20 protein-coding genes and 1 other annotated feature are annotated in these 26,528 nt (G+C 51.8%); of the genes, 18 read left to right on the forward strand and 2 right to left on the reverse strand.

Annotation, left to right across the window (positions count from 1 at the left end; genetic code table 11):
* The first annotated feature begins 16 nt into the window (after positions 1 to 16).
* The 11 genes from R70723_RS08405 (at position 17) to tyrS (ending at position 12,315) form a co-directional block, all read left to right on the forward strand.
* On the forward strand, positions 17 to 1,141 hold the full coding sequence (locus R70723_RS08405; RefSeq protein WP_231574846.1) for a taurine ABC transporter substrate-binding protein: 1,125 nt from the start codon (positions 17 to 19) through the stop codon (positions 1,139 to 1,141).
* A 30-nt stretch (positions 1,142 to 1,171) separates the two neighbouring features.
* A complete protein-coding gene (locus tag R70723_RS08410) occupies positions 1,172 to 1,972 on the forward strand; it encodes an ABC transporter ATP-binding protein (RefSeq protein WP_039871337.1) in 801 nt (266 codons plus the stop codon).
* A 344-nt stretch (positions 1,973 to 2,316) separates the two neighbouring features.
* Positions 2,317 to 3,000: a biuret amidohydrolase gene (biuH, locus tag R70723_RS08415; protein WP_039871340.1), complete on the forward strand. Its 684-nt coding sequence runs from the start codon at positions 2,317 to 2,319 to the stop codon at positions 2,998 to 3,000.
* 63 nt (positions 3,001 to 3,063) lie between these two features.
* Entirely contained in the window at positions 3,064 to 4,074 is a 1,011-nt protein-coding gene (locus R70723_RS08420; protein ID WP_039871342.1) for an ABC transporter substrate-binding protein, read from the forward strand.
* Between the two features lie 11 nt (positions 4,075 to 4,085).
* Positions 4,086 to 4,907, forward strand: coding sequence for an ABC transporter ATP-binding protein (locus R70723_RS08425; RefSeq protein ID WP_052421231.1), 822 nt, complete (start codon positions 4,086 to 4,088; stop codon positions 4,905 to 4,907).
* Positions 4,904 to 5,656: an ABC transporter permease gene (locus R70723_RS08430; RefSeq protein ID WP_039871344.1), complete on the forward strand. Its 753-nt coding sequence runs from the start codon at positions 4,904 to 4,906 to the stop codon at positions 5,654 to 5,656. The genes R70723_RS08425 and R70723_RS08430 overlap by 4 nt, the downstream gene beginning before the upstream one ends.
* Complete coding sequence (locus R70723_RS08435) at positions 5,656 to 6,726, forward strand: cyanuric acid amidohydrolase (RefSeq protein ID WP_039871348.1); 1,071 nt, start codon at positions 5,656 to 5,658, stop codon at positions 6,724 to 6,726. The genes R70723_RS08430 and R70723_RS08435 overlap by 1 nt, the downstream gene beginning before the upstream one ends.
* A 24-nt stretch (positions 6,727 to 6,750) precedes the next feature.
* A complete protein-coding gene (locus R70723_RS08440) occupies positions 6,751 to 7,182 on the forward strand; it encodes a cupin domain-containing protein (RefSeq protein WP_039871350.1) in 432 nt (143 codons plus the stop codon).
* A gap of 15 nt (positions 7,183 to 7,197) precedes the next feature.
* Complete coding sequence (locus R70723_RS08445) at positions 7,198 to 8,832, forward strand: PucR family transcriptional regulator (protein ID WP_039871353.1); 1,635 nt, start codon at positions 7,198 to 7,200, stop codon at positions 8,830 to 8,832.
* A gap of 5 nt (positions 8,833 to 8,837) precedes the next feature.
* A complete protein-coding gene (gene atzF / locus R70723_RS08450) occupies positions 8,838 to 10,628 on the forward strand; it encodes an allophanate hydrolase (protein WP_039871356.1) in 1,791 nt (596 codons plus the stop codon).
* Between the two features lie 69 nt (positions 10,629 to 10,697).
* Positions 10,698 to 10,924 (forward strand) — a binding site (T-box leader).
* Positions 10,925 to 11,052: 128 nt separating this feature from the next.
* The gene (gene tyrS, locus R70723_RS08455) at positions 11,053 to 12,315 is read left to right on the forward strand and encodes a tyrosine--tRNA ligase (RefSeq protein ID WP_039878439.1); all 1,263 of its coding nucleotides are present in this window, start codon (positions 11,053 to 11,055) and stop codon (positions 12,313 to 12,315) included.
* Between the two features lie 482 nt (positions 12,316 to 12,797).
* On the opposite strand, the gene R70723_RS08460 is transcribed toward tyrS, so the two are convergent.
* Positions 12,798 to 12,983: a hypothetical protein gene (locus R70723_RS08460; RefSeq protein WP_039871357.1), complete on the reverse strand. Its 186-nt coding sequence runs from the start codon at positions 12,981 to 12,983 to the stop codon at positions 12,798 to 12,800.
* A 275-nt stretch (positions 12,984 to 13,258) separates the two neighbouring features.
* On the opposite strand from R70723_RS08460, the gene R70723_RS08465 reads away from it, so the two are divergent.
* The 3 genes from R70723_RS08465 to R70723_RS08475 all read left to right on the forward strand — a co-directional run bounded on the left by R70723_RS08465 (position 13,259) and on the right by R70723_RS08475 (position 16,250).
* Positions 13,259 to 14,290, forward strand: a complete 1,032-nt coding sequence (locus tag R70723_RS08465) for an FIST signal transduction protein (protein WP_039871358.1) — start codon at positions 13,259 to 13,261, stop codon at positions 14,288 to 14,290.
* 12 nt (positions 14,291 to 14,302) lie between these two features.
* The gene (locus tag R70723_RS34220) at positions 14,303 to 15,355 is read left to right on the forward strand and encodes a methyl-accepting chemotaxis protein (protein WP_052421232.1); all 1,053 of its coding nucleotides are present in this window, start codon (positions 14,303 to 14,305) and stop codon (positions 15,353 to 15,355) included.
* A 172-nt stretch (positions 15,356 to 15,527) separates the two neighbouring features.
* Positions 15,528 to 16,250: a GntR family transcriptional regulator gene (locus tag R70723_RS08475; protein WP_039871360.1), complete on the forward strand. Its 723-nt coding sequence runs from the start codon at positions 15,528 to 15,530 to the stop codon at positions 16,248 to 16,250.
* Positions 16,251 to 16,288: 38 nt separating this feature from the next.
* Here R70723_RS08475 and R70723_RS31965 read toward each other — a convergent pair whose 3' ends face one another.
* Positions 16,289 to 17,677 carry an MEDS domain-containing protein gene (locus R70723_RS31965; RefSeq protein ID WP_052421233.1) on the reverse strand — a complete coding sequence of 463 codons (1,389 nt, stop codon included), beginning with the start codon at positions 17,675 to 17,677 and terminating at the stop codon, positions 16,289 to 16,291.
* A 287-nt stretch (positions 17,678 to 17,964) separates the two neighbouring features.
* Here R70723_RS31965 and R70723_RS08485 point away from each other — a divergent pair, with 287 nt between their 5' ends.
* From R70723_RS08485 to R70723_RS08500, 4 genes are all read left to right on the forward strand, one after another.
* Positions 17,965 to 20,349 carry a phosphoketolase family protein gene (locus tag R70723_RS08485; protein ID WP_179088088.1) on the forward strand — a complete coding sequence of 795 codons (2,385 nt, stop codon included), beginning with the start codon at positions 17,965 to 17,967 and terminating at the stop codon, positions 20,347 to 20,349.
* A gap of 403 nt (positions 20,350 to 20,752) precedes the next feature.
* The gene (locus R70723_RS08490; protein ID WP_052421234.1) at positions 20,753 to 22,648 is read left to right on the forward strand and encodes a serine hydrolase domain-containing protein; all 1,896 of its coding nucleotides are present in this window, start codon (positions 20,753 to 20,755) and stop codon (positions 22,646 to 22,648) included.
* Between the two features lie 29 nt (positions 22,649 to 22,677).
* Positions 22,678 to 24,573, forward strand: a complete 1,896-nt coding sequence (locus R70723_RS08495; protein ID WP_052421235.1) for a serine hydrolase domain-containing protein — start codon at positions 22,678 to 22,680, stop codon at positions 24,571 to 24,573.
* A 29-nt stretch (positions 24,574 to 24,602) separates the two neighbouring features.
* On the forward strand, positions 24,603 to 26,501 hold the full coding sequence (locus R70723_RS08500) for a serine hydrolase (protein WP_052421236.1): 1,899 nt from the start codon (positions 24,603 to 24,605) through the stop codon (positions 26,499 to 26,501).
* The last annotated feature ends 27 nt before the right edge of the window (positions 26,502 to 26,528 follow it).

Here is a 26,528-nt window from a genome sequence, read left to right on the forward strand (position 1 = left end):
AAGGGAGAGGAATGCTTTGAGACAAATCCGCGCATTCATATTATTCAGGTTCACCCCGCTGCTGGCGGTGCTGGCAGTACTGCTGGTGATTTCCGCCTGCGGCAATAATAATCAGGCCAGCGGCAAAAACGCGGGGCAAGCGACGGAAGCGGCGGCCGGTACGGCTGCTGCGGATACCGCTACTGCCAAGCCGGACAATGCGGCGGAGGAGCTGCCGAAGGAGATCCGCATCGGCTACCAGGTATCTCCGAACGGGGAGCTGCTGGCCAAAGCGCTGGGTCTGCTGGAGAAGAAATATCCGGAGTTCACTGTCTCCTGGCTGAAGTTCGACTCCGGCCGTGATGTGAATGTGGCGATTGCCAGCGGGGGCATTGATTTCGGCCTGCTCGGCACGCCGCCCGGCGCATCGGGTATTGCCCAGGGACTGCCGGATCAGGTCTATTATATCCATGATGTAATCGGTGAGAGCGAAGCGCTTGTCGTCAAGAGTGACTCGGGCATTGCCTCGCTTGCGGAGCTAAAGGGGCACACCATTGCCACCACCTTCGGCTCCACCTCCCACTTCAGCCTGCTGTCGGCTCTGAAGCAGGAGAACATCGATCCGGCTACGCTTACCATCCTTGATATGCAGGCTCCGGACATTGTAGCCGCCTGGCAGCGCGGCGATATTGACGGCGCATACACCTGGCAGCCGAGCCAGTCGAAGCTGACAGAAGACGGCGGCAAGGTCATTATCAGCTCTGCCGAGGTTGCAGCCAAAGGCGGAATCACCGGTGAATTCGGCGTCGTCCATAATGACTTTATCGCCAAATATCCGCATGTGGTCAAAGGATATATCTCAGTGCTGGATGAGGCGGTTAAGCTCTACCGTGACCAGCCGCAGGAATCGGCAGAGGCGTTATCTGCAGAGCTGGGACTGACCCCGGAAGCCACCCTTAAAGCGATGAACGAAATTATTGTGCTTGATGCTTCGCAGCAGACAGCGCCAGAGTATATGGGAACTCCCGGTCAGCCGGGCGCGTTCGGCCAGCTGCTGAAGGATACCGCTGATTTCCTGGTGGAGCAGAAATCGATTACCGAATCGCCGGATTTATCCGTATATCAGAAGGCGCTGCGTAATGATCTGTATACTGCAGAGTAAATAACCGGCAGCAGGAAAGGGGGAGCCAGAGTGATCTATGAAGAAAAGCAGGAGCAGGGGATTCTGCTGGACGGAATCGGCCTGACTTACGGCAAAGGGGCGTCGGAGCGCCAGGTGCTGCAGAACGTTAGCCTGAAGCTGGAGCCCGGAGAATTTGTAGCTGTCCTAGGCCCGTCCGGCTGCGGCAAAACCTCGCTCCTGAACATCCTTGCAGGTTATCTGCGGCCGACCCGGGGGATGCTTACCATCAACGGCAAACGGCATACCCGGCCCGATCCGGAGGTAGGTGTCGTTTTCCAGCAGGCCAATCTGTTTCCGTGGCTGTCCCTGGCACGTAACATCGAGTTCGGCATGCGGATGCAGAATCTTCCAAAAGCCCGGCGTAGGGAACGGGTCGCCTATTTTCTGGAGCTGATGGGGCTGGAAGCATCCGCAAAGCTGCTGCCGCACCAGCTGTCCGGCGGGATGAAGCAGCGTGCGGCAATTGCCCGTACGCTTGCCAACGACCCGGAAATTGTCCTGCTGGATGAGCCCTTCAGCGCACTCGATGCCCTGACCCGTGAGAATATGCAGCTGCATCTGCGGGAGATTTGGCACAAGACAGGCAAGTGCATGTTCTTCATCACTCACGATGTGGATGAAGCGCTGCTCCTGTCCAGCCGTCTGATCGTAATGCACCCTGACCCGGGCAGAGTGGTGGAGGATTTCGCCAATCCGCTTACAGAGGGTGCAGCAGATCTGTCATTTGCAAGAATACGCAGCAGCGCTGACTACAGCAGGCTGCGGGAGCAACTGCTGGCGCGGATGGATGGTGTGAATACATTGATTTGAAGCGTGAAGTGAAGAGATTTCAGTAAGCTGTCCGGACCTGGTGTCCTGGACGGCTTTTTTTTGCTGTTTCATTAACAGCTACAGCGTTCGGGGGCAGCCGCATCCATACCTCATATTCCTTATTCATCCAAAAACTGTACAAAGGTGGGTGGTTTGTGTGAGTATATATACCTTAATGAGTGATGTTTATGGAAAAATACGAAGCGAAAGATGATAATCTTGTAATAAAAACGAAGACATATTAGTTTTGTTGTAATATAATCTAACTCATAAGAAACAAATGAACACAAGTGTTATATAAACTAACATAAATAATGTGCTTATTTAGGGGAGGAAACGATATTATGCAGATCACAGCATCACCTTATGTGTGGCCTTACGACGGGGCCGTAGATCCCCGGAAGACAGCACTCCTGATTATCGATATGCAAACCGACTTCTGCGGTAAGGGAGGATACGTGGAGCAGATGGGCTACGACCTATCCCTGACAGCCAGGGCGATTGAGCCTATTCAACAGCTGCTTGAGCGTATCCGCCGTATTGAAGGCTTCACCGTCATTCATACAAGGGAAGGGCACAAGCCGGATTTATCCGATCTGCCTGCCAACAAACGGTGGCGCAGCAGACAGATCGGGGCGGAGATCGGGTCTGTTGGTCCTGCGGGACGGATTCTTGTCCGGGGCGAACGCGGCTGGCAGATTATTGAGGAGCTTGCTCCTGCACCCGGGGAATTTATCATCGATAAGCCCGGCAAGGGAAGCTTTTATGCAACGGATCTTGACTTAATCTTGCGGAACAGGGGCATCACCCATCTGATTCTCACGGGCATTACAACCGATGTATGTGTCCACACCACGATGCGGGAAGCGAACGACCGGGGGTATGAATGTCTGATCCTGGAGGACTGCACAGGAGCTACCGATCCCCGCAATCATCAGGCTGCGCTGGAAATGGTCAAAATGCAGGGAGGCGTATTCGGGAGTGTCAGCCATTCTGCAGAGGTCCTCAAAGCACTGGAGCAGTATTAGACTGCCGCGCGGCCGAACAGTATTACTCACCATTACAATTACATCATAACGGGGGAATATCCTATGTGGAAAATGTCCAGAAAAGCAATGCTCGTCCTGTTATCGTCACTTATGCTGCTGATTACCGCCTGCGGCTCCGGCTCCGGTGAGACCATCAAGGCTGACGGCCAAGGGGATTCCGGGGAGCTCAAGAAGGTTGTACTGAGACTGAAATGGATTCATCAGGCCCAGTTTGCCGGCTTTTACACCGCTGTGGAGAAGGGTTACTACAAGGATGCCGGACTGGATGTGGAGATACGGCCGGGCGGATCGGATTTTCCGTCGGTGCAGATGGTCGCTTCCGGCAGTGAAGAGTTCGGGGTAACCGGAGCGGACCAGATTATTATTGCCCGTGAAAAGGGAGTGCCGGTCAAGGCCGTATCGACGATTTACCGCAAAACCCCCTTTGTAATGTTCGCGCTCAAAGAGTCGGGTATTTCCACAATGGAGGATCTTGTCGGCCAGAAGGTGGGCATTAAGCTGGGCGGCAATGAGGAGCTGACGTTCCGGGCGATGGAGAAAAGCGCAGGCATCGAAACCTCGCAAATTGAGGAAATGCCGATTAAATATGATCTCAGCCCGCTGCTGACAGGTCAGGTGAAGGCATGGCCGGGGTACGTGATCAATGAAGTGCTGGCTGTGCAGGAGCAGGGCAAAGAGGTGAACATTATTGATCCGAATGACTACGGCATCAATTTCTATGCGGATACGCTATTTACTACTGAATCTGTCATTGAAAAAGACCCTGAGCTGGTCAAGAGCTTCGTGCAGGCTTCCATGAAAGGCTGGGATTATGCCCTGAAGAATCCGGAGGAAGCGGCGGAATTCGGTTTGAAGTACGGAGATAAGCTGGATCTGGAGCATGAGGTGGCGATGATGAAGGCCAGCATTCCGCTCCTGGAGCCGGAGAAGCTGCCGCTTGGATCGACCGAGGAAGAGGCATGGGGTACCTTGCAGAAGAGTCTGGTTGAGCTTGGCTTTGTGAAGAAAGAGCAGGATCTGAAGTCACTGTTTACGAACGAATACCTGGAATAGGAGGCGGTCTTATGACGGCGGTAATTAAGGAACAGAAGAGCTTCATGGCAGAACATCGTCCCTTACAGAAATCCAAAGAGCGTGAAGTGATGCTCTCGTTATCAGACTGCTCCCTGTCCTTTGGAGAGGTGCAGGTGCTTAACCGGGTGAATCTGGATGTATACCGGAATGAATTCATTTCCATACTCGGGCCGAGCGGCTGCGGAAAATCGACCATGCTGAGGCTGATGCTTCAGCTGCTGGGTCCCGACAAGGGAGGGCAGGTCACCTATGCTTCCTCTGACTTGTCGCTGGGCATGGTCTTTCAGAAGCCGGTGCTTATGCCTTGGCTTACGGCACTCCAGAATGTCACGCTTCCGCTCGAGCTCGGCAACAAGAAAAAGTTCACGAAGCAGGAAGCGCGGGAGAAGGCGGAAGGCGCACTGCGCCTGGTAGGCCTGCAGGATTTCATGAATCATTTTCCGCATCAGCTGAGCGGCGGCATGCAGCAGCGGGCGGCGATCGCCAGGGCGCTGGCAGCTGATCCGGCGGTGCTTTTAATGGATGAGCCCTTTGGTGCCCTGGATGAATTAACCCGCGAAAAGCTGAACTTCGAGCTGCTCCGTCTATGGGAGAGCCCCGAAACCAGCCTTAGCAGCATCGTTATGGTTACACACTCGATTCAGGAGTCGGTGCTGCTGTCTGACCGGGTAGTGATGATGTCGCCCCGGCCCGCTGGAGTTACGGATATTATCCCGGTTCCGCTGCCCTCGCCGCGGGAGGCCGGGATGGAAGAGCTGCCGGAGTTCCACTATACGGTCAAGGAACTGAGAAAGAGGGTGAAGCATTTATGACAGCTAAGCTTAAAGACAGCCTGTATCCGCTCGGATTCGGCCTGGGGTTTCTCGTGCTCTGGGAACTGGCCGTCCGCCTCTTTTCCATTCCAGTATATTTGCTGCCGGCTCCCACAGCGGTCTTATCAGCGGTGGAAGCTTCATTAGGCTCACATATGCTTGTTACCCTGATGGAATCCCTGGCCGGATTTATGCTGGCCAACATTCTGGGATTTGTTACAGCCGTTATTTTCGTACATTCCAAACCGATTGAGAAGGGCGCTTTTCCGCTGGCAATTGCCCTTAAGACGACACCGCTTGTGGCTTTGGCCCCTCTGCTGGTGGTGTGGCTGGGTACCGGATATTCCTCCAAGGTAGTGGCGTCCACGCTGATCTGCTTTTTCCCGATACTGGTGAACAGTGTCAAAGGGCTTAAGGCGATTGAATATGAAGCCTGGGAGCTGTTTTCTACTTATAAAGGGACGAAGTGGGAAATTTTCTGGAAGCTGCGCCTGCCGACAAGTCTGCCGTATATTTTCTCCGCGCTTAAAATCTCAACCTCCCTGGCGATTGTCGGAGCTATTGTCGGCGAATTCGTCGGTGCGAATAAAGGGCTTGGATACGTTGTTCTGGTCTCTTCCTATCATATGGATACTCCGGTAATGTTCTCGGCGATTATCGCTTCGGCGGCTTGCGGGCTGCTGCTGTTCTGGTGTGTCGGACTGCTGGAGAAGAAAGTCATCTTTTGGACAAGGAGCGATGATCTGTGATGAGATGCTCAGTTATAAAAGTGCCTGCCGGTGCTCCGCATGATACGTCAGGTCTTAAGGCCTCTATAGAGGCCGGGGTTATTGACCCTGCACATGTAGTTGCCGTGCTGGGCAAGAGCGAGGGCAACGGCTGTGTCAACGATTTTACCCGGGGATACGCGGTGATGGCCCTGAAGCAGTTTTTCGCTCCCTATTCCGCAGACAGCCGGCCGGCTGTGTCCTATATCATGTCAGGGGGCACGGAAGGCATACTGAGTCCGCATTTCACCGTAATGAGCCGCAGCGGTTCGCCGGAGACGGCAGAGGCCGGGCTTGGGCTGAAATCACTCGCGATTGGTGTCTCCAGAACGAGGGATTTCCTGCCGGAGGAGCTGGGGCGCCTGAGCCAGGTGGATGCAGTGGCTGAAGCGGTGTCCCGTGCGCTCCGCGATGCCGGTATTGCGTCTGCGGAGGATGTGCATTTTGTACAGATTAAATGCCCGCTTCTGACTGCAGAGCAAATGCATGAAGCCCATAGCAGAAAGGCTGAGCTTGTGACTGAGGATACCTATAAGTCGATGGGGTATTCCAGAGGCGCTTCCGCCCTCGGCGTTGCTGTGGCGCTTGGAGAAATCAGCCGGGAGGGGCTCCGGGATGAGGAAATCTGCATGAACTGGGAGCTGTACAGCGCGGTTGCTTCGACGTCTGCCGGGAGTGAGCTTTCCTGCTGTGAGATCATTGTATTCGGTAATTCTTCCGCAGCGGAGGGTCCTTATTATATTGACCATGATGTTATGAAGGACTCCATTGACGGAGCGGCGCTGCAGCGCATGATCGACCGGCATGCCGGAGATGAGCTGATTCAGGTGCTGGCCAAGGCGGAGGCTGACCCTTCCGGCTATGTGCGGGAACGGCGTCATACGATGCTGGATGATTCAGATATCAACCATACCCGGCATGCCCGTGCTGTTGTCGGCGGTGTTCTGGCTTATGTATGCGGAGATCCGATGATCTATGTATCCGGCGGCGGGGAGCATCAGGGTCCGGCAGGCGGAGGGCCGGTAGCGGCCGTATTCCGCAGAAATCAATAATTTAATCTTATGGAGGAATGACATATGCTTACACAGGAAACCGAGGTTCTGACGGCAGAAGAAATGACATGGGAGCTGATGCCTAACCATATCGAGCTGTATCACCGGGAGATTGTCTCTGCGGCGCAGGCGGATAAGCTGGGGATACGGATGAGCTCTATTTTATGGGAAAAGCTCGGTGTTGGCGGGCAGGTGGTTCCCCACTATCACGACGTGGTGGAGATTATTCATATTACCGTAGGCGAGGTTAAGCTGCTGAGCGGCGGCGAGTGGACCAGCTACCGGGCCGGAGATACCTTTCATGTGCCGGCAGGCGTTGTCCATTCGGTAGCCAATGCCGGGGATTCACCTTCCGAGCAGATCAGTATTTTTCTGCCGGCAGAAGATCAGGTAGCTCCAAACTCCTTTTTCGGCACGACCATTATTGAAGATATCTATTCCTCAAAGCTAAAGTAAAGGCGGCGGAGCCCCATGGCGAACAATGTAATCACAGGTCTGACCTGCAGCGACATCCTGTTGATTCCCGATCTTAAGGAGGCAGTAGTGCTTGCCGGAGCGGGCGGCTTGCACCGTTACATAAATCGCGTAAATGTAATGGAGGTTCCTGATGTCATAGATTGGGTCCGGCCGGGGGAATTCCTGATTACCAGCGGCTTCCCCTTCCGTGACCAGCCGGATTTGATCTCAGACATGATTCCGCAGCTGAACAAGAAGGGTGTCTCCGCCCTTGGGATCAAAACCAAACGTTTTATTGATGAGGTTCCGGCCAGGGCGCTAGAGCTTGCCGACCAGCTGGATTTTCCGATTTTTGAGCTGCCCTCGTCCACATCATTCTCTGATGTAGTCAGGGATATCATGGAGCGGGTGCTGGTTCAGGAGGCCAGGGAGCTCTCCCAGCTCCAGAGCCGGTTTCAGAAGCTGTCGAAGCAGCTGCTGCACGGTGACGGCATCGAGGACTTTCTGCGCTCGCTGGACGGGATGCTTCATAATCCGATTGTGCTTCTGGATGATATGGACCATCTGTTCTGCTCTCCGCAGGCTGAGGAGCTCGGATTTCACCGCCAGTCACCGGTCTGGCTTCAGCTCAGGGATGAGGCGAGTCTGGGTATCTGCTTCATTACCCTTGGGGAACGGCGGATCAGGGCTTATGTGTCTGCAGTCAATGACAAGCAGATGAACCAGTGCCTGCTTATACTGCTCGAATGGAACCAGGAGCTGACCATGGTCGATCAGCTGACTATAGACCGGGTAGGCGTTCTGGTCGGACTGGAAATGATCAATGCGAATGCCCGCAGAGAAGTTGAGCTGAAGTACGTGGACCAGTTCCTGCAGGACTGGATCAGCGGCAGAATTGTGGCTGGTGAGGATCTCAAGCTGAGAGCAGAGGCCTGCGGCTGCCCGCTGCCTGATCTGGCAATGACTGCAGCAGTGGTTGGCTGGCTGGATATGAGGCCTGAGGTGAAGCAGCTGCAGCAGGCCGTGAAGAGAATCAGAACAAGGCCGGATTTACAGCATGTGAAAATGACGATCATTGAAGGCGAGCTTGCGGTCACGATTGCTGATCAGGGGGACAGCCTACTGTCTGATACGCTGCAGCGCCTGCTAACGGAGCTTAGTGCAGTTTGTGCCAAGGATACATTTGTCTTCTGTATCGGAGACAAGGTTAGCCGTCCTGATCTGGTTCATTTCAGCTATGAGTCAGCCAAGAAGATCTATCATATCCGTGAGATTTGCGGTTTCCGTGAACCGTTCATAGATTATAGAAAGCTGGGCGTCTTCAGGCTGCTATACCATTTGCCGGAGCTTGAAGAAATTAGGGATTACCGGGACCAGTATCTGATTCCCCTGCTGGATTACGACAGCAAGCACAACGTATCCCTGCTGCAGACGCTAACCCAGTACTTCAAGAACAGCCGCAATGTGAAAAAAACCTCAGCCGCTTTGTTCACGCATTATAATACCGTGACCTACAGGATTGAACGTGCCTGTGAGTTGCTGAACCTAAACTCAGATGACGGGGACGATATGCTTGAGCTTCAATTGGCCCTTAAGCTGCATGAGATGAGGCCTTATGAGAAGCAGCGTAACCCACAGAATAGGAGATGAACGATATGGCTATGGCCAAATTGCCGCTCAAGCTGTCTGCGGGATGGCTGCGGGACCAATACAGAAGCGGAGCACTCACGCCGGAAGAGCTTATCCGCGAGATTATCCGGCGTTCACAGCAGGATCTGGAGCTGAACATTTGGATTGAGCCGCCGGATTACGGGCGGATACAGCCTTATCTGGAGGCAATAAGCCATATGGACATCGAGGAGTATCCGCTCTGGGGAATTCCGTTTGCGGTCAAGGATAATATAGATGTGCAGGGCTTCCCTACCACAGCTGCTTGCCCGCAATTCAGCTATATACCGGACAGACATTCCTCTGTGGTGGAGCGTTTAGTCGGTGCCGGGGCGATTCCTGTAGGCAAAAGCAACCTGGATCAATTTGCCACCGGACTGGTCGGCACAAGAAGCCCGCATGGGGCTGTGCATAACGCGCTCAGACCGGAATATATCAGCGGCGGCTCAAGCTCCGGCTCGGCAGTTGCTGTTGCACGCGGCCAGGCAGTCTTCTCGCTGGGCACGGATACTGCCGGCTCGGGGCGTGTGCCTGCGGCACTGAATGGTCTGGTAGGATATAAGCCCAGCCTGGGAGCCTGGCCCACCTTGGGAGTAGTCCCGGCGTGCGCAAGCCTGGACTGTGTCACGGTGTTCGCGAACAGCCTGGAGGAGGCGCTGCTGGTTGACCGGCAGGTCCGTGGCCTGGATGTCTCCGATCCCTGGTCCCGCAGCATCCCCCGGCAGGCAGACCGTCGTCCTGCCAGGCTGCTGTTCCCGGCAGAGCCGCTTGGCTTCTATGGCCCTCATGAGGAGGAATACCGGCTGGCCTGGCAGGCAGCAGGCGACTCGCTGAAGAAGCTGGGTATTCCAATAGAACATGTGGATTGTACGATGTTCTTCGAAGCGGCATCCATCCTGTACGATGGACCCTGGGTGGCAGAGCGCTGGACCGGTCTGGGAGCATTTGTTGAGAATAACCGAGCCTCCGTGCTTCCTGTAACAGAACAGATTTTATCGTCAGGGAACGGGGAACGGCATACAGCCTCAAGCTTGTTCCAGGCCATGCACCGGCTTCAGGAGTACAAGGCTAAATCCCGCGAGCTGCTGCAGGATGCGGTGCTGGTCATGCCCACTTGTGGAGGAACCTGGACCAGAGAGCAGGTGGAGCTTAATCCGGTCGGCGCCAATTCGGATATGGGCCGCTACACCAATCACTGCAATTTGCTTGATCTGTCTGCAGTGGCCGTCCCTGCCGGAGATGCGGCGCAGGATTTACCGTTCGGGATCACTTTCTTCGCACTGGCGGACAGCGAGCATCTGCTGGCAGGAATGGCAGGGCTTTACCTGGGGGATTCCGGGCTGAAGGATACGGAGCTAGCTGGAGCGGCTGAAACCGTGGACACATCAACAGGGGCCGCCGTGCAGCATTATACTACGATTGCCGTCTGCGGCCTGCACATGCAGGGCTATCCGCTCGAGAAGCAGATGACCGGCTATGGCGCTTATTTCTGGCGTGAGACGAAAACGGCGCCTTGCTATGACATGATCAGACTGCAGACTGTTCCTGCCAAACCCGGGCTGATTAAGAAAGCTCAAGGGGGAGCAGCGATTCAGCTTGAGCTATGGAAGATGCCGGTTCAATCGGTCGGCGCATTTGCAGCCCTGATCCCCGCGCCGCTGGGGCTTGGGAAGGTGGAGCTTGAGGACGGAAGTGAGGTTATAGGGTTCATCTGTGAAGGCTATGCCGAGGCAGAAGCGGAAAATATAACGGCCAGCGGCGGCTGGCGTTATGCCTGATGTTAATCCGGTTACCGGCCGGATTGACAACAAATTGTGAATTGGCTATACTTTCTGTAATCTTATAGTTTGTATACGTTGAATGAGCGCAGTAGCAGCTTAGTCCCTGTCACAGAAAGCCGGGGGGTGATGGAACCCGGTACACACGAGGGCTGCGAAATACACTCTGGAGTATCTTGGGTAATGCCAAGCGGGAGCAAGCGAACGATAACTCGCTTATGAGTGGTACGGATTGGCTGATTATAGGCTGTCCGTGCAATTTGGGTGGTAACACGGTTAATTCAATCGTCCCTGTGTCTGAATAGACAAGGGGCGATTTTTTGCGTTTACCGGGTTGGCTGGTTCTATGCCGTACTACGGGTGATGCTCATCCTCCAACGTATCCCACTAACCATACTGATCACTAACAAAGGGGCTGTACATGTTGAATATTATTGATGAACTGGAATGGCGCGATGCCATTAATCAGCAGACGGATGCGGAAGGGCTGCGCGAATTAACGAATACTAAGGCGGTTTCACTGTACTGCGGTGTAGACCCGACCGGAGACAGCATGCATATCGGGCATCTAATCCCGTTCATGGTGCTCAGACGCTTTCAGCTGGCAGGACACCGTCCGGTGATCCTGATCGGCGGCGCTACCGGAACGATCGGCGATCCGAGCGGACGCCAGAGCGAGCGCTCCCTGCAGACACTGGAGCAGGTGCAGGAGAATGTGGATGCGCTGACTGCGCAGATGAAGAAGCTGTTTATCTCCGAGGATGATGCCAATCAGGTCCGCCTGGTCAACAACTATGACTGGACCAAGAACATTAATGTTATTGAATTCCTGCGCGATTTCGGCAAAAACTTCAGCATCAACACCATGCTCGCCAAAGATGTTGTCTCCAGCCGTCTGGATAGCGGGATTTCGTTCACCGAGTTCTCGTACCAGATTCTGCAGTCGATCGACTACCTGCACCTGTACAAGCATGAGGATGTGCAGCTGCAGATCGGCGGCTCCGATCAATGGGGCAATATCACAAGCGGCCTGGACCTGATCCGTAAAAAAGAAGGCAACGAAGCTAAAGCATTCGGCCTCACCATCCCGCTGATGCTTAAGGCTGACGGAACCAAGTTCGGCAAAACCGCCGGCGGCGCAGTATGGCTTGATCCGAAGAAAACAACCCCTTACGAGTTCTACCAGTTCTGGGCGAACACAGATGACCGGGATGTAATCAAATACCTCAAGTACTTCACATTCCTCAGCAAAGAGGAGATCGAAGCACTGGCTGCCAAGGTTGAATCCGAGCCGCACAAGCGCGAAGCACAGAAGGCACTGGCGGAAGAAATGACCCGGTTCGTACACGGTGAAGAGCTGCTGGAGCAGGCCAAGCGTATTACTGCCGCACTGTTCAGCGGGGACATCCGTTCCCTGACTGCCGATGAGATTGAGGAAGGCTTCAAGGAAATGCCGACCTTTACCGCTACTAACGAAACGAAGAATATCGTGGAATGGCTGGTTGACCTTGGCATCGAGCCGTCCAAGCGCCAGGCGCGTGAGGACATCACTAAGGGAGCCATTTCGATCAACGGCGAACGTGTCAATGAGCTGGAGGTTGATATTACCGCTGAGCACGCAATCGGCGGCAGGTTCATCATCGTCCGTAAGGGCAAGAAAAACTACAGCCTGGTAAAACTGGTTTAATCCGCAACTGATAAGGTAGGCGGCAAAAGCACACAAAAAAGGCTATCCCGGTCATTTCGCATGACCAGGGGGTAGCCTTTTTTGTTTTGGTCGCAAGGAAGCCCGCTCGTTTGCTCGGTTGGCGGTGCTGTTAGAGGGGGAAATCCCGCTAACAGCACCGCCGGCAGGCTCACCAGAGGTCATTAGAGGGAAAAATCCCACTAATAGCGCCGCCGGCAGGCTGGATAGAGGTCGTTAGAGGGAAAAATCCCACTAATAGCGCCGCTGGCATGCTCAATAGAGGCTACTAGAGGGAAAACTCGCACTCAGAGCACCTGCAGCACGGACAAATTCTTGTCTCATTTGTCAATTGATAATCATTCTCAAAATGTCTATTGTTACTATATACACCCGATAAACCGCAGAGTAACTTCCTATTCTCCCTAGCGGGCCCCCAGCTTAGGCTTCCCGTTGTTCCAATTTAGACTGCCAGCTGTTCCAGCCTAGTCTGCCAGTAGCTCCAGCTCATCCTCCAGCCCGGCTAGCTTTTTCCGGATGGCGCCGGCAAGCTCCGCGTCACCAGCTTGTTCAGCCTGTGCCAATGCATCCTGAGCTATTCTGATCTGATCTTCCAGATAGGTGTAGTCGGATGAAGCGCCGGTGCGCGCTGAGCGTTGAGAGTAGGTCATGCTTCACACTCCTTTTTTACATAGTAGGATCATCGTTTCGGCTATCGCCGCCGTAAGCTCATGATACAAGCTTTCGGCGATGTGCTCAACCGGTGCCCCCATGAAAAAGCCTCCTGTCAACAGAAATGAATCCGACCCGGAAGAACAAAAAGCGACATAATTCACAGACAGCAAGACCGTTCTGGTTTAACCATAAGATAGAATCAAAAATTAAAGCTAATATTTTTAGAAAAGTGTAAAAGGGAGCTTCCCGCACAGAAAGGTTGTTATACATAATGAAAGCTTTATCGTTTCACACATTGGACGAAGCAAAACGTCACCTTGAAGCACTGGATGTCAGCCGCGGCCTGGTGCTGTTTGCTTCAGCTGCTGCAGTCAGGGAATTATCCCCGCTGGCTCCGCCGCGTGCCGTGCTATGCTCGACCAAGGGGGAATATACGCCTGAGGGCTACCGCAGCGGTACTGTCACCGGGTTTGAATATGATGCCCGCATTGCCGAGATTACCGAAATATTGCAGCCGCCTGTGTTGAGCAGTGTCGGATTAAATGCAGCCTACCAAAAGGTAAAAGATAATGCCAATGCGTTTCTGCTCCTGCTGTGCGACGGCACTGCTGCAATGGAGGAGACGATTCTTTCTTCGCTGTTCTTTATTGCACCTGAGTTTAAGGTGATTGGAGGAAGTGCAGCAGATGATGAGAGCGGGGAGACATATATCTACATAGGCAGCCGCCGTGTTCAGAATCTTGGTGTATTCTTCGATATGGCTGCCCGCACCACGCTGATAAAAGAAAATATTTATGTCCCGGCCGGCAGCACAATGCTGGTAACGGAGGCGGATGTGTTTGGCAGAACGGTGTTTTCCTTTAACGGCCGGCCTGCTGCTGAGGAGTATGCGCGTGTGCTGGGGGTGCCGGAAGGTGAGCTGGAGCAGCATTTTCTCAGCAGCCCGCTTGGCAAAAGATATGAGGATGATCTGATTATCGCCTCCCCGATGAAGGCCAACCCGGATGGTTCGGTCACTTTTTACAGTCAGGTGATGTCCAGTACTTATGTAGAGGTCTTAAGTCTGGCCGATCCGCTGGCGGTGCTGGAGGAAACGCTTGGCGCAAGTCCGTATAAGCCCTCCTTTGTGCTCAATATTAACTGTACGCTGCGGGATCAGCTGTTCACCCGTGACCGGCTGTGGGGGGCATTTGATGACAGGATGCTCAGCTTCTGCGGCAACACTACGGGCTTCATCAGCTACGGTGAGCAATATTATAAAAAGCATGCCAACCAGACCATGATTCTGCTGCTGGTTGAATAGGGGGAAACGTATATGCAATGGATTACCAAGCTTCGCTCAATATGGGGGAACTCCCCGGCGGATACTGAAATTATGATTCCGGAAGCCGTTATACCGGCAGGGTCAGCTTCCGAAGCTGACCCCGCACCTGACTCCGCACTTGCACCCGCTATACCTGCGCCTGTGTCCTACGGTGTTCACGCCTATGCCTTGGCCGAGCAGGTCCGCCGCGAAACTGGGGCTATTCTTGAGCAGGAGGGCAGAATGGTAGCGGAATTTGCAGCCCTGCGTGCGGGAGGCGGTGAATTGATCACTCAGGTCGGCGGAACGCAGCGGCTGCTGGAGCATCTGAAGGCCAACAGTGAGCAGACTGAAAATCTTATCAACGATATGTACGGCAGCCTGTCCTATTCCTCTAACAAAATTGAATTTGCCAAGGAAGCCAATATCCAGATTTCTGCTGAAATGGAGAAGGCCTCTGCGGTATTCACAGAATTCGTGACCTTAAACGAGGAGCTGCGCCGGCATTTCACCAGCATCGAGCAGCTTGCCAGATTCATTACGGACATCGCCGAGCAGACGAACCTGCTGTCGCTTAATGCGGCGATTGAAGCAGCACGTGCGGGTGAACATGGGCGCGGCTTTGGCGTTGTCTCAAGTGAAATCCGCAAGCTTGCCGACAGCACACGCAGCCATGTAAAAGAAATTATGGGCTCGCTCACAGGAATGACCGATGTTATGGGGCAGCTGCACAGCAAATCCGCTGACGGCACCAAGGCGATGGCCGAAACGGCTGAGCGGATCAGCCAGTCAACCGTATTTATGAACGAGATTGTGGAGGCGGAGGAAGAGGTATTTGAGCATCTGGAGAAAATTCAGGTGTCACAGGAGAGCAGCATGGAGGATGTTGAGCAGATCAACGGCGACCTGCTGCGTATTCTGGAGAAATCAGGCCAGGATTCCGACCAGTTCCAGAAGCTCGTAATGGCCGTCCAGCAGAAGGCCGATCACTATCAGCAGCTGCTCAACCATCTGCATCAGATAGAGCAGCTGCAGGAGCTTGAAGAAGTGCAGAAGCTGCATTGAGCATACACTAGCGCATTGAATAGAAGATATACAGCAAGCCCGCAGCAGGAGGAGTCCAGGCTGCGGGCTTTTGCTGTAATCACGCCGTTAAGCGGTATGATAGAGACGTCGATTATGCTATAGTTAACAGTAAGCTTTACGAAGTGACAGCAGACCTGAAAGGGAGTACTTCATGACACAATTTGTCTACAAGCAGATTATTGATGACCTCAAAATGAAGATTTTTGCCGGAGCCTACCCGGATATGCGCCTGCCGGATGAACGGACGCTCAGTGAGACGTACCAGGTCAGCCGCAGCTCGATCAAACGGGCGCTTGCCAAAATGGAGAGTGTCGGCATTATTTTCAAAAAACGGGGCTCAGGTACCTTTATCAATCCCTTGTACATAAAAAATGAATCGATCTTTAATTATGAAGGCTCCAATCTGGGAGTCACCGACAATTTCCAGATGCATGGCACGAAGCCCAAAGTCAAAGTGCTGAATTTCGAGGTCATTCCTCCCACCAAAGAGCTGCAGCGGGATTTATTCCTCGGGCCCCATGATTTCGTATACCGGATTGTCCGGCTCCGTTTGTTTGACGATGAACCGTTCATGATTGAAACAGGCTATATCCCGATCAAAATTGTCCAGGACCTTAACCAGACCATTATCGAAGGCTCGATCTTCAATTATCTGGAGGATTCCCGCAATCTGGCGGTAACCAAGTCCTTCCTGTCTGTGTTTGCGGAGCCGTCAGAGGCCAGTGACCAGGAGTTGCTTAACCTGGCGCCGAATGAGCCTGTCAGCATCATGGAGGGGATTTTCTTTCTGGATAACGGGACTCCGCTTGAATTCTCCCATATGAGATTCCATTACAAATATCTGAAATTTAATACTTTTGTATCCGTTACTTAGGTGCAGGTCCGGGAAATGTCCCGGACTTCTTTTTTTTACTATAAGGAGGCCTTATAAGCATCAAATTCAGCTGTAAAAATAACCGTCGTGCCGCCTTTGCCAGAGTCTGCGGAATCAATCCGGATCTCTCCGTTCATCAGCGCCACAATCCGCTGGCAGATCGCCAGTCCCAGTCCGGTGCCTTCTGTCTGCCGGGTGATGCTGTTATCGGCACGGTAAAAGGGCTGGAACAGCCCGGCCTGCTGCTCCGCAGGGATGCCGCTGCCGGTATCCTGTACATGAAATTGCAGCCGGACTCTATCAGTAGTTGCTGACAGAAGCTGTACGGCAACAGTAATATGTCCCTCCTCCGTAAATTTCACCGCATTCCCCAGCAAATTCAGCAGCACCTGGCGCAGCCGTCCGTCATCCCCGATAACAAGCTCGGGAATAGTATTGCCGATGGATACATTAAGCTGCAGCTGTTTGTTACGGATAGCCACAGTCAGCAGCTCTAGCGTCTCGGCAATGGATTCCCGCACACTGAACGCCTCGGCCAGCAGCTGTCCGAAGCCGGTCTCCAGCTTGCTGTAATCGAGAATATCATTGACGATCCGCAGCAGAGATTTTCCGCTTTTTTGGATGGTGGCAACATACTCCTTCTGCTCTTCCTCCAGCCCGGTTGCAGCCAGCAGCTCTGCCATGCCCAGCACACCGTTCATCGGCGTTCTAATCTCATGGTTCATCATGGCGATGAACTCATTTTTGGCCTGATTGGCCATTTGCATAGCTTCCTTTTCGATCAGCAGATGCTTCTGCTCATTCAGCAGCTGTCTTTGTATAGACAGGGACGGAAAAATGATTTCCTCTGCTGCCTGATGCTTATAAAGAGGCGATTTATAAAACTCGGTATCCGTCATAACATACTCATGCTCTCTGATAAGCCCGGTCTGCAGAGAAGCAGAAATCACGTGTGCATTATAGGCGCATACAGATACCATCCCGTATTCCCGCACGAAATCGGCTGTCTGCCGCTCATAGGCCATCAGATTTTCCCGGATGGTGAGCTCATTGTGCTCTCCCCAGGTCAACACATTGGCCCAGGTGCGGAGGGAATAGTCTTTATGCTGAATTGTTGCGGTTATTTTCTCAAAATGAGAGACGATGTGCTGGAAATTGAAATCCCCCCGGGAACCGTAATATTCAATGTTGTCAGCATAATGAAGATAGTGAAGCCTGCCGGCCAGGCTGCTGCCCAGCTTGTCCAGGATAGCCTGATAAACATCGGCCTGCTCAATAAGCAGAATGTGATGGCCAAGCTCAATTGCCGTTGTGATATAAGAAAGAGCATTATCAATATAACGATCGTAATCCTCAAACAAATAGATGATATGTCCGCCGTCTGTAACACTTGTTAAAGAATTTATCGTTATTGTCTGTCTGCTCATAGTCGGGCTCCTCATAGCTGCAAGTTTATCTATTACTATAATTGAAAAAAATATCTTCGTCACTTTTTCCTTTATGATGTTTTGGATGTAAAAAACTGGCGAAAGGCATAGTGGACGAGCATTTTCCCAGGCAATTACCTGCACATTTCATACTATGTTCAAAATTTCACAAAATTGGACCGTATCACTTGTCTAAAAGGTTGTATTTATTTTATTCGGAGGTATGATGTACCTGTAGAGAAAAAAGATTGGCAATTATAAATACAATCACTTAGGGAGTGGAGAAAATGGGATTATCGACCATGGGTGTTGATTACTCATCAAAAACGTATCTGGAGAAGCTGGACGCCTACTGGCGGGCAACAAATTATATTTCCGTAGGGCAGCTGTATTTAAAAGACAATCCGTTGTTAAGAGAACCGCTGAAGGATGCCGATGTCAAAATCAAACCAATCGGGCACTGGGGCACCATCCCGGGCCAGAACTTCATTTACGCGCATCTTAACCGTGTTATTACCAAATATGATCTGAATATGTTCTACATAGAAGGACCGGGCCACGGCGGCCAGGTTATGGTATCCAACTCCTACCTGGACGGAAGCTATACCGAAATTTATCCGGAAATCACCCAGGACATCCCCGGTCTCAAAAAGCTGTTCAAGCAATTCTCGTTCCCTGGCGGCGTTGCTTCCCATGCAGCACCTGAAACCCCGGGATCTATCCATGAGGGCGGTGAACTGGGCTATTCGCTGTCTCACGGCGCCGGTGCTATCCTCGACAATCCGGACCTGATCTCGGCAGTAGTGATCGGAGACGGCGAAGCTGAAACCGGACCGCTGGCCGCTTCCTGGTTCGCCAACCGCTTCATCAACCCTGTTACGGACGGAGCTGTGCTGCCGATCCTGCACCTTAACGGCTTCAAGATCAGCAATCCGACCATTCTGTCCCGCCAGTCACGGGAAGAAATTACCGCGTACTTCACTGGCATGGGCTGGGAGCCGTTCTTTGTCGAAGGTGAAGATCCGGAGCAGATGCACCCTGAAATGGCCAAGGTACTGGATACCATTGTGGAAAGAATTGCAGCCATCCAGAAAAATGCGCGTGAAAACAACGATCTTACCCGTCCGCTATGGCCGATGCTCGTCTTCCGTTCCCCTAAAGGCTGGACCGGACCGGCGCAGTGGGATGGCGTACCGAACACCGGCTCGTTCCGGGCCCACCAGGTACCGATTCCGGTGGATCAGAAGAATATGAAGCATGCCCCGGCGCTGCTGGACTGGATGCACAGCTACAGACCGGAGGAGCTGTTCGATGAGAACGGCCGCCTGTTTGCCGAAATCGCGGAAATTTTGCCTGCCGGCGACAGCCGTATGGGCATGAACCCTGTTACCAATGCAGGTAAACTGATCAAGGACCTGAACTTACCTGACTTTGCCGACTATGCGCTGGACAATGCTGTTCCGGGTCAAGTGGTAGCACAGGATATGGCTGTTCTCGGTAAATATCTGAAGGAGGTTGTGCTGCGCAATGAGCAGGGCCGCAACTTCCGGATCTTCGGACCGGATGAAACGATGTCCAACCGTCTCGCGCCTGTGTTCGAAGTGACCAAACGCCAATGGCTGGATCAGATTATTGAGCCAAATGATGAATTCCTGGCTTCCTACGGCCGTGTTATCGACTCCCAATTGTCAGAGCATCAGGCAGAAGGTTTGCTTGAAGGGTATGTTCTGACCGGCCGCCACGGCTTCTTCCACAGCTATGAAGCCTTCCTGCGCGTGGTGGATTCGATGATTACCCAGCACTTCAAATGGCTGCGCAAGGCAACCGATCAGGGCTGGCGTGCCGATATCCCGTCACTGAATATCGTGGCAACCTCGACTGTATTCCAGCAGGACCACAACGGCTACACTCATCAGGACCCGGGTCTGTTAGGCCACCTTGCTGACAAGAAGCCGGAATTCATCCGTGAATATCTGCCGGCGGATGCCAACTCCCTGCTGGCTGTATTCGATACCGTGCTGAACGACCGCCAGAAGATCAATCTGATCGTCTCCTCCAAGCATCCGCGTCCGCAATGGTTCAGCGTAGCAGAGGCGCAGGAACTGGTTGATAAAGGGCTTAAGATTATTGACTGGGCAAGCACTGACCAGGGCGGCGAGCCGGATGTGGTTTTTGCTTCCGCAGGTACAGAGCCGACCATTGAAAGCCTGGCGGCTATTTCCATCCTGAATGAGAAATTGCCTGAGCTCAAAATCCGTTATATCAATGTAGTGGACCTGCTGAAGCTGAGAAGCCGGAAGCTCGATCCGCGCGGCTTGTCCGACGAAGAGTTTGATCAATTTTTCACAAAAGACAAGCCGGTCATCTTCGCCTTCCACGGCTATGAAGGCCTGATTAAGGACCTGTTCTTCGACCGTCATAATCACAATCTGCATGTGCACGGCTACCGTGAGAATGGGGACATCACCACTCCGTTTGATATGCGCGTGCTGAACCAGATGGACCGCTTCGACCTGACGAAGGAAGCTGTACTGAGCCTGCCTGAATCGCCAGTGCATACTGCTATCGCAGCTGAGATGGATGCCATGGTTAAAAAGCACAATGCTTTCATCCGCGAAGAAGGCATTGACCTGCCGGAGGTTGAAAGCTGGGTTTGGAAGGGCTTGAAATAAGGTTTGTATTGGATTGAAGGCCTGCTCCCTTGTTGGGGGCAGGCTTTTTTGTTCAATCCGAATGCTGCTAACGGACCGTACAGCCTTTATTTGCTTTTTAACAAGCCTTTTCATAATCTAACGGACCGTAATGCTCTTATTGCTCCTGTATTGGTGAGGATTAGAGCAAAAGTCGGCAAATAAGCGCACTGGAGTCCGTTAGCCTGACAAAAATGGATTTTCAGCAGAAATAAGAGCGCTGGTGTCCGTTAGAGCTTGGTGCGAGCTGGCTTGCAGCACTATAGGTGCATCTGTCCATTAAGGAAAAATATTGAACCGTATGTCCAATTGAAACGTAGTAGCCGTTATACGCACTTATGGGATTAATTAACTATTATACCAACATTGCAAAAGGAGGCTGTACATGAACCTGAAAAGATGGTTTGCCTTATTTAAGCCGCCGGTCATCTGTCTGACGGCTATTATATTACTGCTGTCCGCCGGATTCCCAGCGTATGCGGCAGAAGAAGGGACGATTCCGGCTAATGATGAAAGCCCTTCCGGAATTAGGTTGTCTGCACTTGAAGCTGTTATTGATTCTTACATAACCCCTGCCCGTATGGTAACTACTGCTGCCGTATCCGTTGCAGTTGTCAACAATGGGACGACAGTGTTTAACAAAGCCTACGGCTTAGCGGATGTTGAAAATAATACCGCCGCCGATACAGACACGGTATTTGAATGGGGCTCCGTCACGAAGCTGCTGGTCTGGACGAGTGTGATGCAGCTGGTGGAGCAGGGGAAGCTGGATTTGCGGACAGATATCCGCGAGTATCTCCCGGAAGGTTTTTTCAAGAAGCTGAAATATGATGAGCCGATTACGCTGCTCAATCTGATGCATCACAATGCAGGCTGGCAGGACCGGTATACAGGTTTATATTATTCGCAGGAGGAAGCGGTTCCCGATCTGGCTGAGTCGCTGCGTATCTTTGAACCGCGGCAGGTCTATAAACCAGGCACTATTGTAGCCTACTCCAATTACGGCGCTGCTTTGGCAGGCTACATTGTGGAGCAGCAGAGCGGACAGCCATTTTATACATATGTTAGAGAGCATATTTTTGGGGTGCTGGGGATGAACGCAACTTCCTTTCACCCGACGATGCAGGACAATCCGGCTGTTGCCGCGGCAAGAGGTAAGATTGAAGGCTATACAGCTGACCGGAAACTGATCAAAAAGAATAGAGCCTATATGGGTATTTATCCGGCAGGAGGTGCACTCGGCACTTCAGCAGATGCCGCAAAGTTCATGGCCGCGCTTATGCCGCCGGCAGGCAGCAGGAGTCCATTGTTTCAGAATAATGCAACACTTGAGCAAATGCTGATGCCAAGCCTGGCATATGAAGGCACCAATGTTCCAAGAATCGCCCACGGATTTTTTGTAAATCAGCATGCAGTCCGGACGCTGGAGCATGGCGGCAATACATTAGGTTTTTCAAGCAGCTTTGTAATAGATCCTGTTTCCGGGTTCGGAATGATTGTCATGGTTAACCAGCACAATGAAGGCCAGTATTGTGTCGGGCTTGTTGACAGAGTCTTTGGTACTTACACAGCAGAGGCTTACACAGGCGAAATGCCGGACAGCTCGGAGGTAGAAGGGACCTACATACGCGCACGGCGGGTAGTTCAGGGATTTGGAAAAATGTTCGAATATCTCAATCTGGCTGAGCTTAAAGCGGTCAACAAGCGCATGTATAACTGGAATGGAGTGCCCTCTAACCAATATGCACCCGATGCCTATGCCAAGATATACTCTTCAGGTTCCGAGTACTTTGTAAGAGATAACCAGGGGAAGGTTGTCATGCTCTCAATCCCTTACAGTGATTATTTACCGCTTACAGGCTTCGCCGCTCATAGTACCGGAATCTCCCTGATTGTTCTCGGACTCGGGGCAGCACTTAGCATAATTGCACTTGTTATTGATGTAATAAGCTGGATCATACGCCGTTTTAAGAAAGTGAAGAAGCCTTTATCCTGGATCGATAAATATCATTTAGGCGTTAGCCTGGCCGGTCTTCTCATTGTTCTAAACAATGTAATGATGATAAACCGCAGCCTGAATTACACTTCATACGCTTTACTGCGCGTTCATCTTATATTTAACATTCTCTATTGTCTGCTGACCGCCGGATACATAGTAATGCTTCTCCTGAAGCTGCGGCGCTCGAACAGCAGAGGAATGAGAAAAGTAATGTACATGCTGTCCGGCCTGTCGGCTGTATTGTTCAGTGTGCTGATCATCGGGTGGGATTTGTACTTTTAGGCTTTTGACATCATACAAGGAGGCTGTACATGAAAAAATATACCCGCTGCGCATTTTATAAGCCATTGTTTATCTGTCTAACCGTCGTCCTTCTGCTTTTGTCTGCAGGGCTCCCCGCTTATGCGGCAGAAGGAGCGGTTGCTCCGGCTGAAGATGTTACCCCCTCCGGAATCAAGCTGTCTTCACTTGAAAATGTTATTGATACTTATAATACTGCTGCCCGCCAAGCGACCGGTGCCGGTGTGTCTGTCGCGGTAGTTAAAAACGGTGAGACGGTCTTCAATAAAGCCTACGGCTTAGCGGATGTTGAAAATAATACCGCCGCCGATACAGACACGGTATTTGAATGGGGCTCCGTCACGAAGCTGCTGGTCTGGACCAGTGTGATGCAGCTGGTGGAGCAGGGGAAGCTGGATTTGCGGACAGATATCCGCGAGTATCTCCCGGAAGGCTTTTTCAAGAAGCTGAAATATGATGAGCCGATTACGCTGCTCAATCTGATGCATCACAATGCAGGCTGGCAGGACCGGTATACAGGTTTATATTATTTGCAGGAGGAAGAGGTTCCCGATCTGGCTGAGGCGCTACGTATCTTTGAACCACGGCAGGTTTATAAACCAGGGACAGTAGTAGCCTATTCCAACTACGGTGCGGCCTTGGCAGGCTACATTGTTGAACTGCAGAGCAGTCAGCCGTTTTATGCATATGTTAATGAGCATATTTTTGATGTGCTGGGTATGGAGCATACTTCCATTCATCCGACACAGCAGGATAATCCGGCTGTCGGCTCTGCAAGAGACAGGATTCAAGGCTATTCATTAGAACGAGAGCTGATTCGGCAGAATCAATTGCATATCAGTACTTATCCGGCAGGAGGTGCACTCGGAACAACGGCAGATGCAGCAAAGTTCATGGCCGCGCTTATCCCGCCGGCTGGCAGCACGAGCCCGTTGTTTCAGAGTAATACAACACTTGAGGAAATGCTGACTCCAAGCCTGATGTATGAAGGCACTGATATGCCACGGATTGCCCACGGATTTTTCGTAAACGAATACGCAGTCCGAACGCTGGGGCATGGGGGCAATACGACGGCTTTTACAAGCAATTTTGTGTTTGACCCTGTTTCTGAATTCGGGATGATCGTGATGACGAATCAAAAGAATGAATGGCAATATTCTACGGGGCTGGTTGACAGCGTTTTTGGCACCTATAGACCGGAGTCTTACAGCGGTAAGCTGCCGGACACTTCTGAGGTCGCGGGGACATACCTTCCGGCACGGCGGGTGGTTCACGGCTTCGGAAAGATAGATGCCTACTTGAATACGGTGGACATTGTTGCTGTAAATAACCTCACGTATAACTGGAATGAACAGCCCTCCAGCCAATTTGCACCTGATGCTTACTCTAAGGTACACTGGTCGGCCAATGAATACTTTGTAAGAAATGATCAGGGTGAGGTTGATAAGCTTTCTATTCAAAGCAGTGATTATTTTCCCCTAACAGGTCTTGCTGTATATAGTGTAAGAATTACGCTGGTTGTTCTTGCGCTTGGGATAACCTATACCCTATTTGCACTTATTAACGGATTGATACACTTCAGTATACGCAAAATCAAAAGAATGGCCGGACCGTTACCCGGCTTGGAAAAGTACCATTTAATAATCAATACTTCCAGTCTGCTTCTGGTTCTGAATAATGTTATTATGACCTACCGTAATATTGGCTTAACTTCCTACGCTACGGTTAGAGTTCATCTTATAATAAACATTCTCTATTGTCTGCTGGCCGCCGGATACATAGTATTCCTTCTCCTGAAGCTGCGGCGTACCGAGGGCAGAAGGGTGAGAAAGATATTGTACGTGCTGTCCGGCCTGTCGGCTGTATTGTTCAGTGTGCTGATTATCGGTTGGGATTTGTACTTTTAGGCTTTTGACATCATACAAGGAGGCTGTACATGAAAAAATATACCCGCTGCGTATTTTATAAGCCGTTGTTTATCTGTCTTACCGTTGTCCTTCTGCTTTTGTCTGCAGGTCTCCCCGCTTATGCGGCAGAAGGAGCGGTTGCTCCGGCTGAAGATGTCACCCCCTCTGGAATCAAGCTGTCTTCGCTTGAGAATGTTATCAATTCTTATATGACTCCTGCGCGTATGGAGACAACAGCAGCCGTGTCTGTCGCTTTCGTTAAGGACGGACAGACTATATTCAATAAAGCGTACGGCTTGGCTGACGTAGAGAACCAGATTGCAGCGGATACGGACACGGTGTTTGAATGGGCTTCCATAACGAAGCTGCTGGTCTGGACCAGTATTATGCAGCTGGTGGAGCAGGGAGAGCTGGATTTGCAGACGGATATCCGTGAGTATCTGCCGGAAGGCTTTTTCAAGAAGCTGAAATATGATGATCCGATTACGCTGCTGAACCTGATGCATCATAACGGGGGCTGGCAGGAGCAGTTTACGGACGGCTTATATTTGACCAAAGACGAGGTTTCCGAGCTGTCCGAGGAATTGCAGGTCTATGAACCCCGGCAGGTCTACAGGCCGGGAAAAGTAGTGGCCTATTCCAATTATGGCGCAACCCTGGCGGGCTATATTGTTGAAGTGCAGAGCGGCCAGCCGTTTTATGAGTATGTTAATGAGCATATCTTTGATGTGCTGGGGATGGATGCTACTTCCATTCATCCAACGCATGAGGATAATCCGGTTGTAGATGCCGCGAGAGGCAAGATCCAGGGCTATACAAAGGAAATGAAGCTGATCAAGAACAGCCGCGGGTATGAAGGGGTTTATCCCACAGGCGGTACAATCGGCACAACAGCGGATCTGGCCAAATTTATGGCTGCTCTTATGCCGCCCGAAGGGAAGGTAAGCCCGCTGTTCAAGAGTAATGCTACACTTCAGGAAATGCTGACACCCAGCCTGAATGTTGAGGGCACGGATATTCCGAGGATTGCCCACGGCTTCTGGGTGATAGAGCACGCTGTACCGACGCTGGAGCACGGTGGAAACCGGTATGGTTTTTCGGGTAATTTTGTAATGGATCCCTCTTCCGGATTTGGAATGATTGTTATGGTCAACCAGCGGCACGAATATCAGTACTGTACAGAGCTTGTCGATCAGGTCTTTGGCACCTACAGTCCGGAATCCTACAATGGAGAACTTCCGGATAGCTCAGAGGTAGAAGGCACTTATCTGCCTGCGAGGCGTGCGCTTGAAGGGTTTGCTAAGATTTACGGGTATCTTGATCCGGTTGAGATTACAGCAGTCAACAGCCGGATGTATACGTGGAATGGTAAGCAATCCTCTAACCAGTTTGCTCCCTACGCCTATACTCCGCAATACCAGTCGGGTTCAGAGCATTTTATAAGGAATGATCAAGGAGCGGTTATCAAAATTTCTGCCCAGTATAGTGATTATCTGCCGCTTAAAGGACTAGCAGTTTATAGTGTCACCATTTCGAAGATTGTTTTTGGGTTTGGTGCAGCAATTACCTTATATGCACTCATTAACGGTTTAATACGCCTCAGTATACGGAAGATCAGGAGAGTGTCCGGTCCTGCATCCGGCTTGGACAAATATCATTATTTAATCAGTACGGCAGGGCTCATGTTTATCATAAATAATTTGGTTCTGCTAAACCGCAATTACGCATATGCCAATTATGCCGAAGTCAGGGTGAACCTCATAATAAACATCATCTATGTCTTACTGGCTGCGGGGTATATTGTAATGCTTCTCCTGAAGCTGCGGCGCTCGAACAGCAGAGGAATGAGAAAAGTAATGTACGTGCTGTCCGGCCTGTCGGCTGTGTTGTTCAGTGCGCTGATCATCGGGTGGGATTTGTACTTTTAGTATGCAGTGCGGATGCATAGTTCAGAC

Source organism: Paenibacillus sp. FSL R7-0273, from assembly GCF_000758625.1.
Taxonomy (GTDB): domain Bacteria; phylum Bacillota; class Bacilli; order Paenibacillales; family Paenibacillaceae; genus Paenibacillus_AQ.

Coding starts and splice junctions, on each gene's coding strand:
- biuH (WP_039871340.1), top strand. CDS start 2,317: ATGCAGATCACAGCATCACCTTATGTGTGGCCTTACGACGGGGCCGTA.
- R70723_RS08420 (WP_039871342.1), top strand. CDS start 3,064: ATGTGGAAAATGTCCAGAAAAGCAATGCTCGTCCTGTTATCGTCACTT.
- R70723_RS08425 (WP_052421231.1), top strand. CDS start 4,086: ATGACGGCGGTAATTAAGGAACAGAAGAGCTTCATGGCAGAACATCGT.
- R70723_RS08430 (WP_039871344.1), top strand. CDS start 4,904: ATGACAGCTAAGCTTAAAGACAGCCTGTATCCGCTCGGATTCGGCCTG.
- R70723_RS08435 (WP_039871348.1), top strand. CDS start 5,656: ATGAGATGCTCAGTTATAAAAGTGCCTGCCGGTGCTCCGCATGATACG.
- R70723_RS08440 (WP_039871350.1), top strand. CDS start 6,751: ATGCTTACACAGGAAACCGAGGTTCTGACGGCAGAAGAAATGACATGG.
- R70723_RS08445 (WP_039871353.1), top strand. CDS start 7,198: ATGGCGAACAATGTAATCACAGGTCTGACCTGCAGCGACATCCTGTTG.
- atzF (WP_039871356.1), top strand. CDS start 8,838: ATGGCTATGGCCAAATTGCCGCTCAAGCTGTCTGCGGGATGGCTGCGG.
- R70723_RS08460 (WP_039871357.1), bottom strand. CDS start 12,983: ATGACCTACTCTCAACGCTCAGCGCGCACCGGCGCTTCATCCGACTAC.
- R70723_RS08465 (WP_039871358.1), top strand. CDS start 13,259: ATGAAAGCTTTATCGTTTCACACATTGGACGAAGCAAAACGTCACCTT.
- R70723_RS34220 (WP_052421232.1), top strand. CDS start 14,303: ATGCAATGGATTACCAAGCTTCGCTCAATATGGGGGAACTCCCCGGCG.
- R70723_RS08475 (WP_039871360.1), top strand. CDS start 15,528: ATGACACAATTTGTCTACAAGCAGATTATTGATGACCTCAAAATGAAG.
- R70723_RS31965 (WP_052421233.1), bottom strand. CDS start 17,677: ATGAGCAGACAGACAATAACGATAAATTCTTTAACAAGTGTTACAGAC.
- R70723_RS08485 (WP_179088088.1), top strand. CDS start 17,965: ATGGGATTATCGACCATGGGTGTTGATTACTCATCAAAAACGTATCTG.
- R70723_RS08490 (WP_052421234.1), top strand. CDS start 20,753: ATGAACCTGAAAAGATGGTTTGCCTTATTTAAGCCGCCGGTCATCTGT.
- R70723_RS08495 (WP_052421235.1), top strand. CDS start 22,678: ATGAAAAAATATACCCGCTGCGCATTTTATAAGCCATTGTTTATCTGT.
- R70723_RS08500 (WP_052421236.1), top strand. CDS start 24,603: ATGAAAAAATATACCCGCTGCGTATTTTATAAGCCGTTGTTTATCTGT.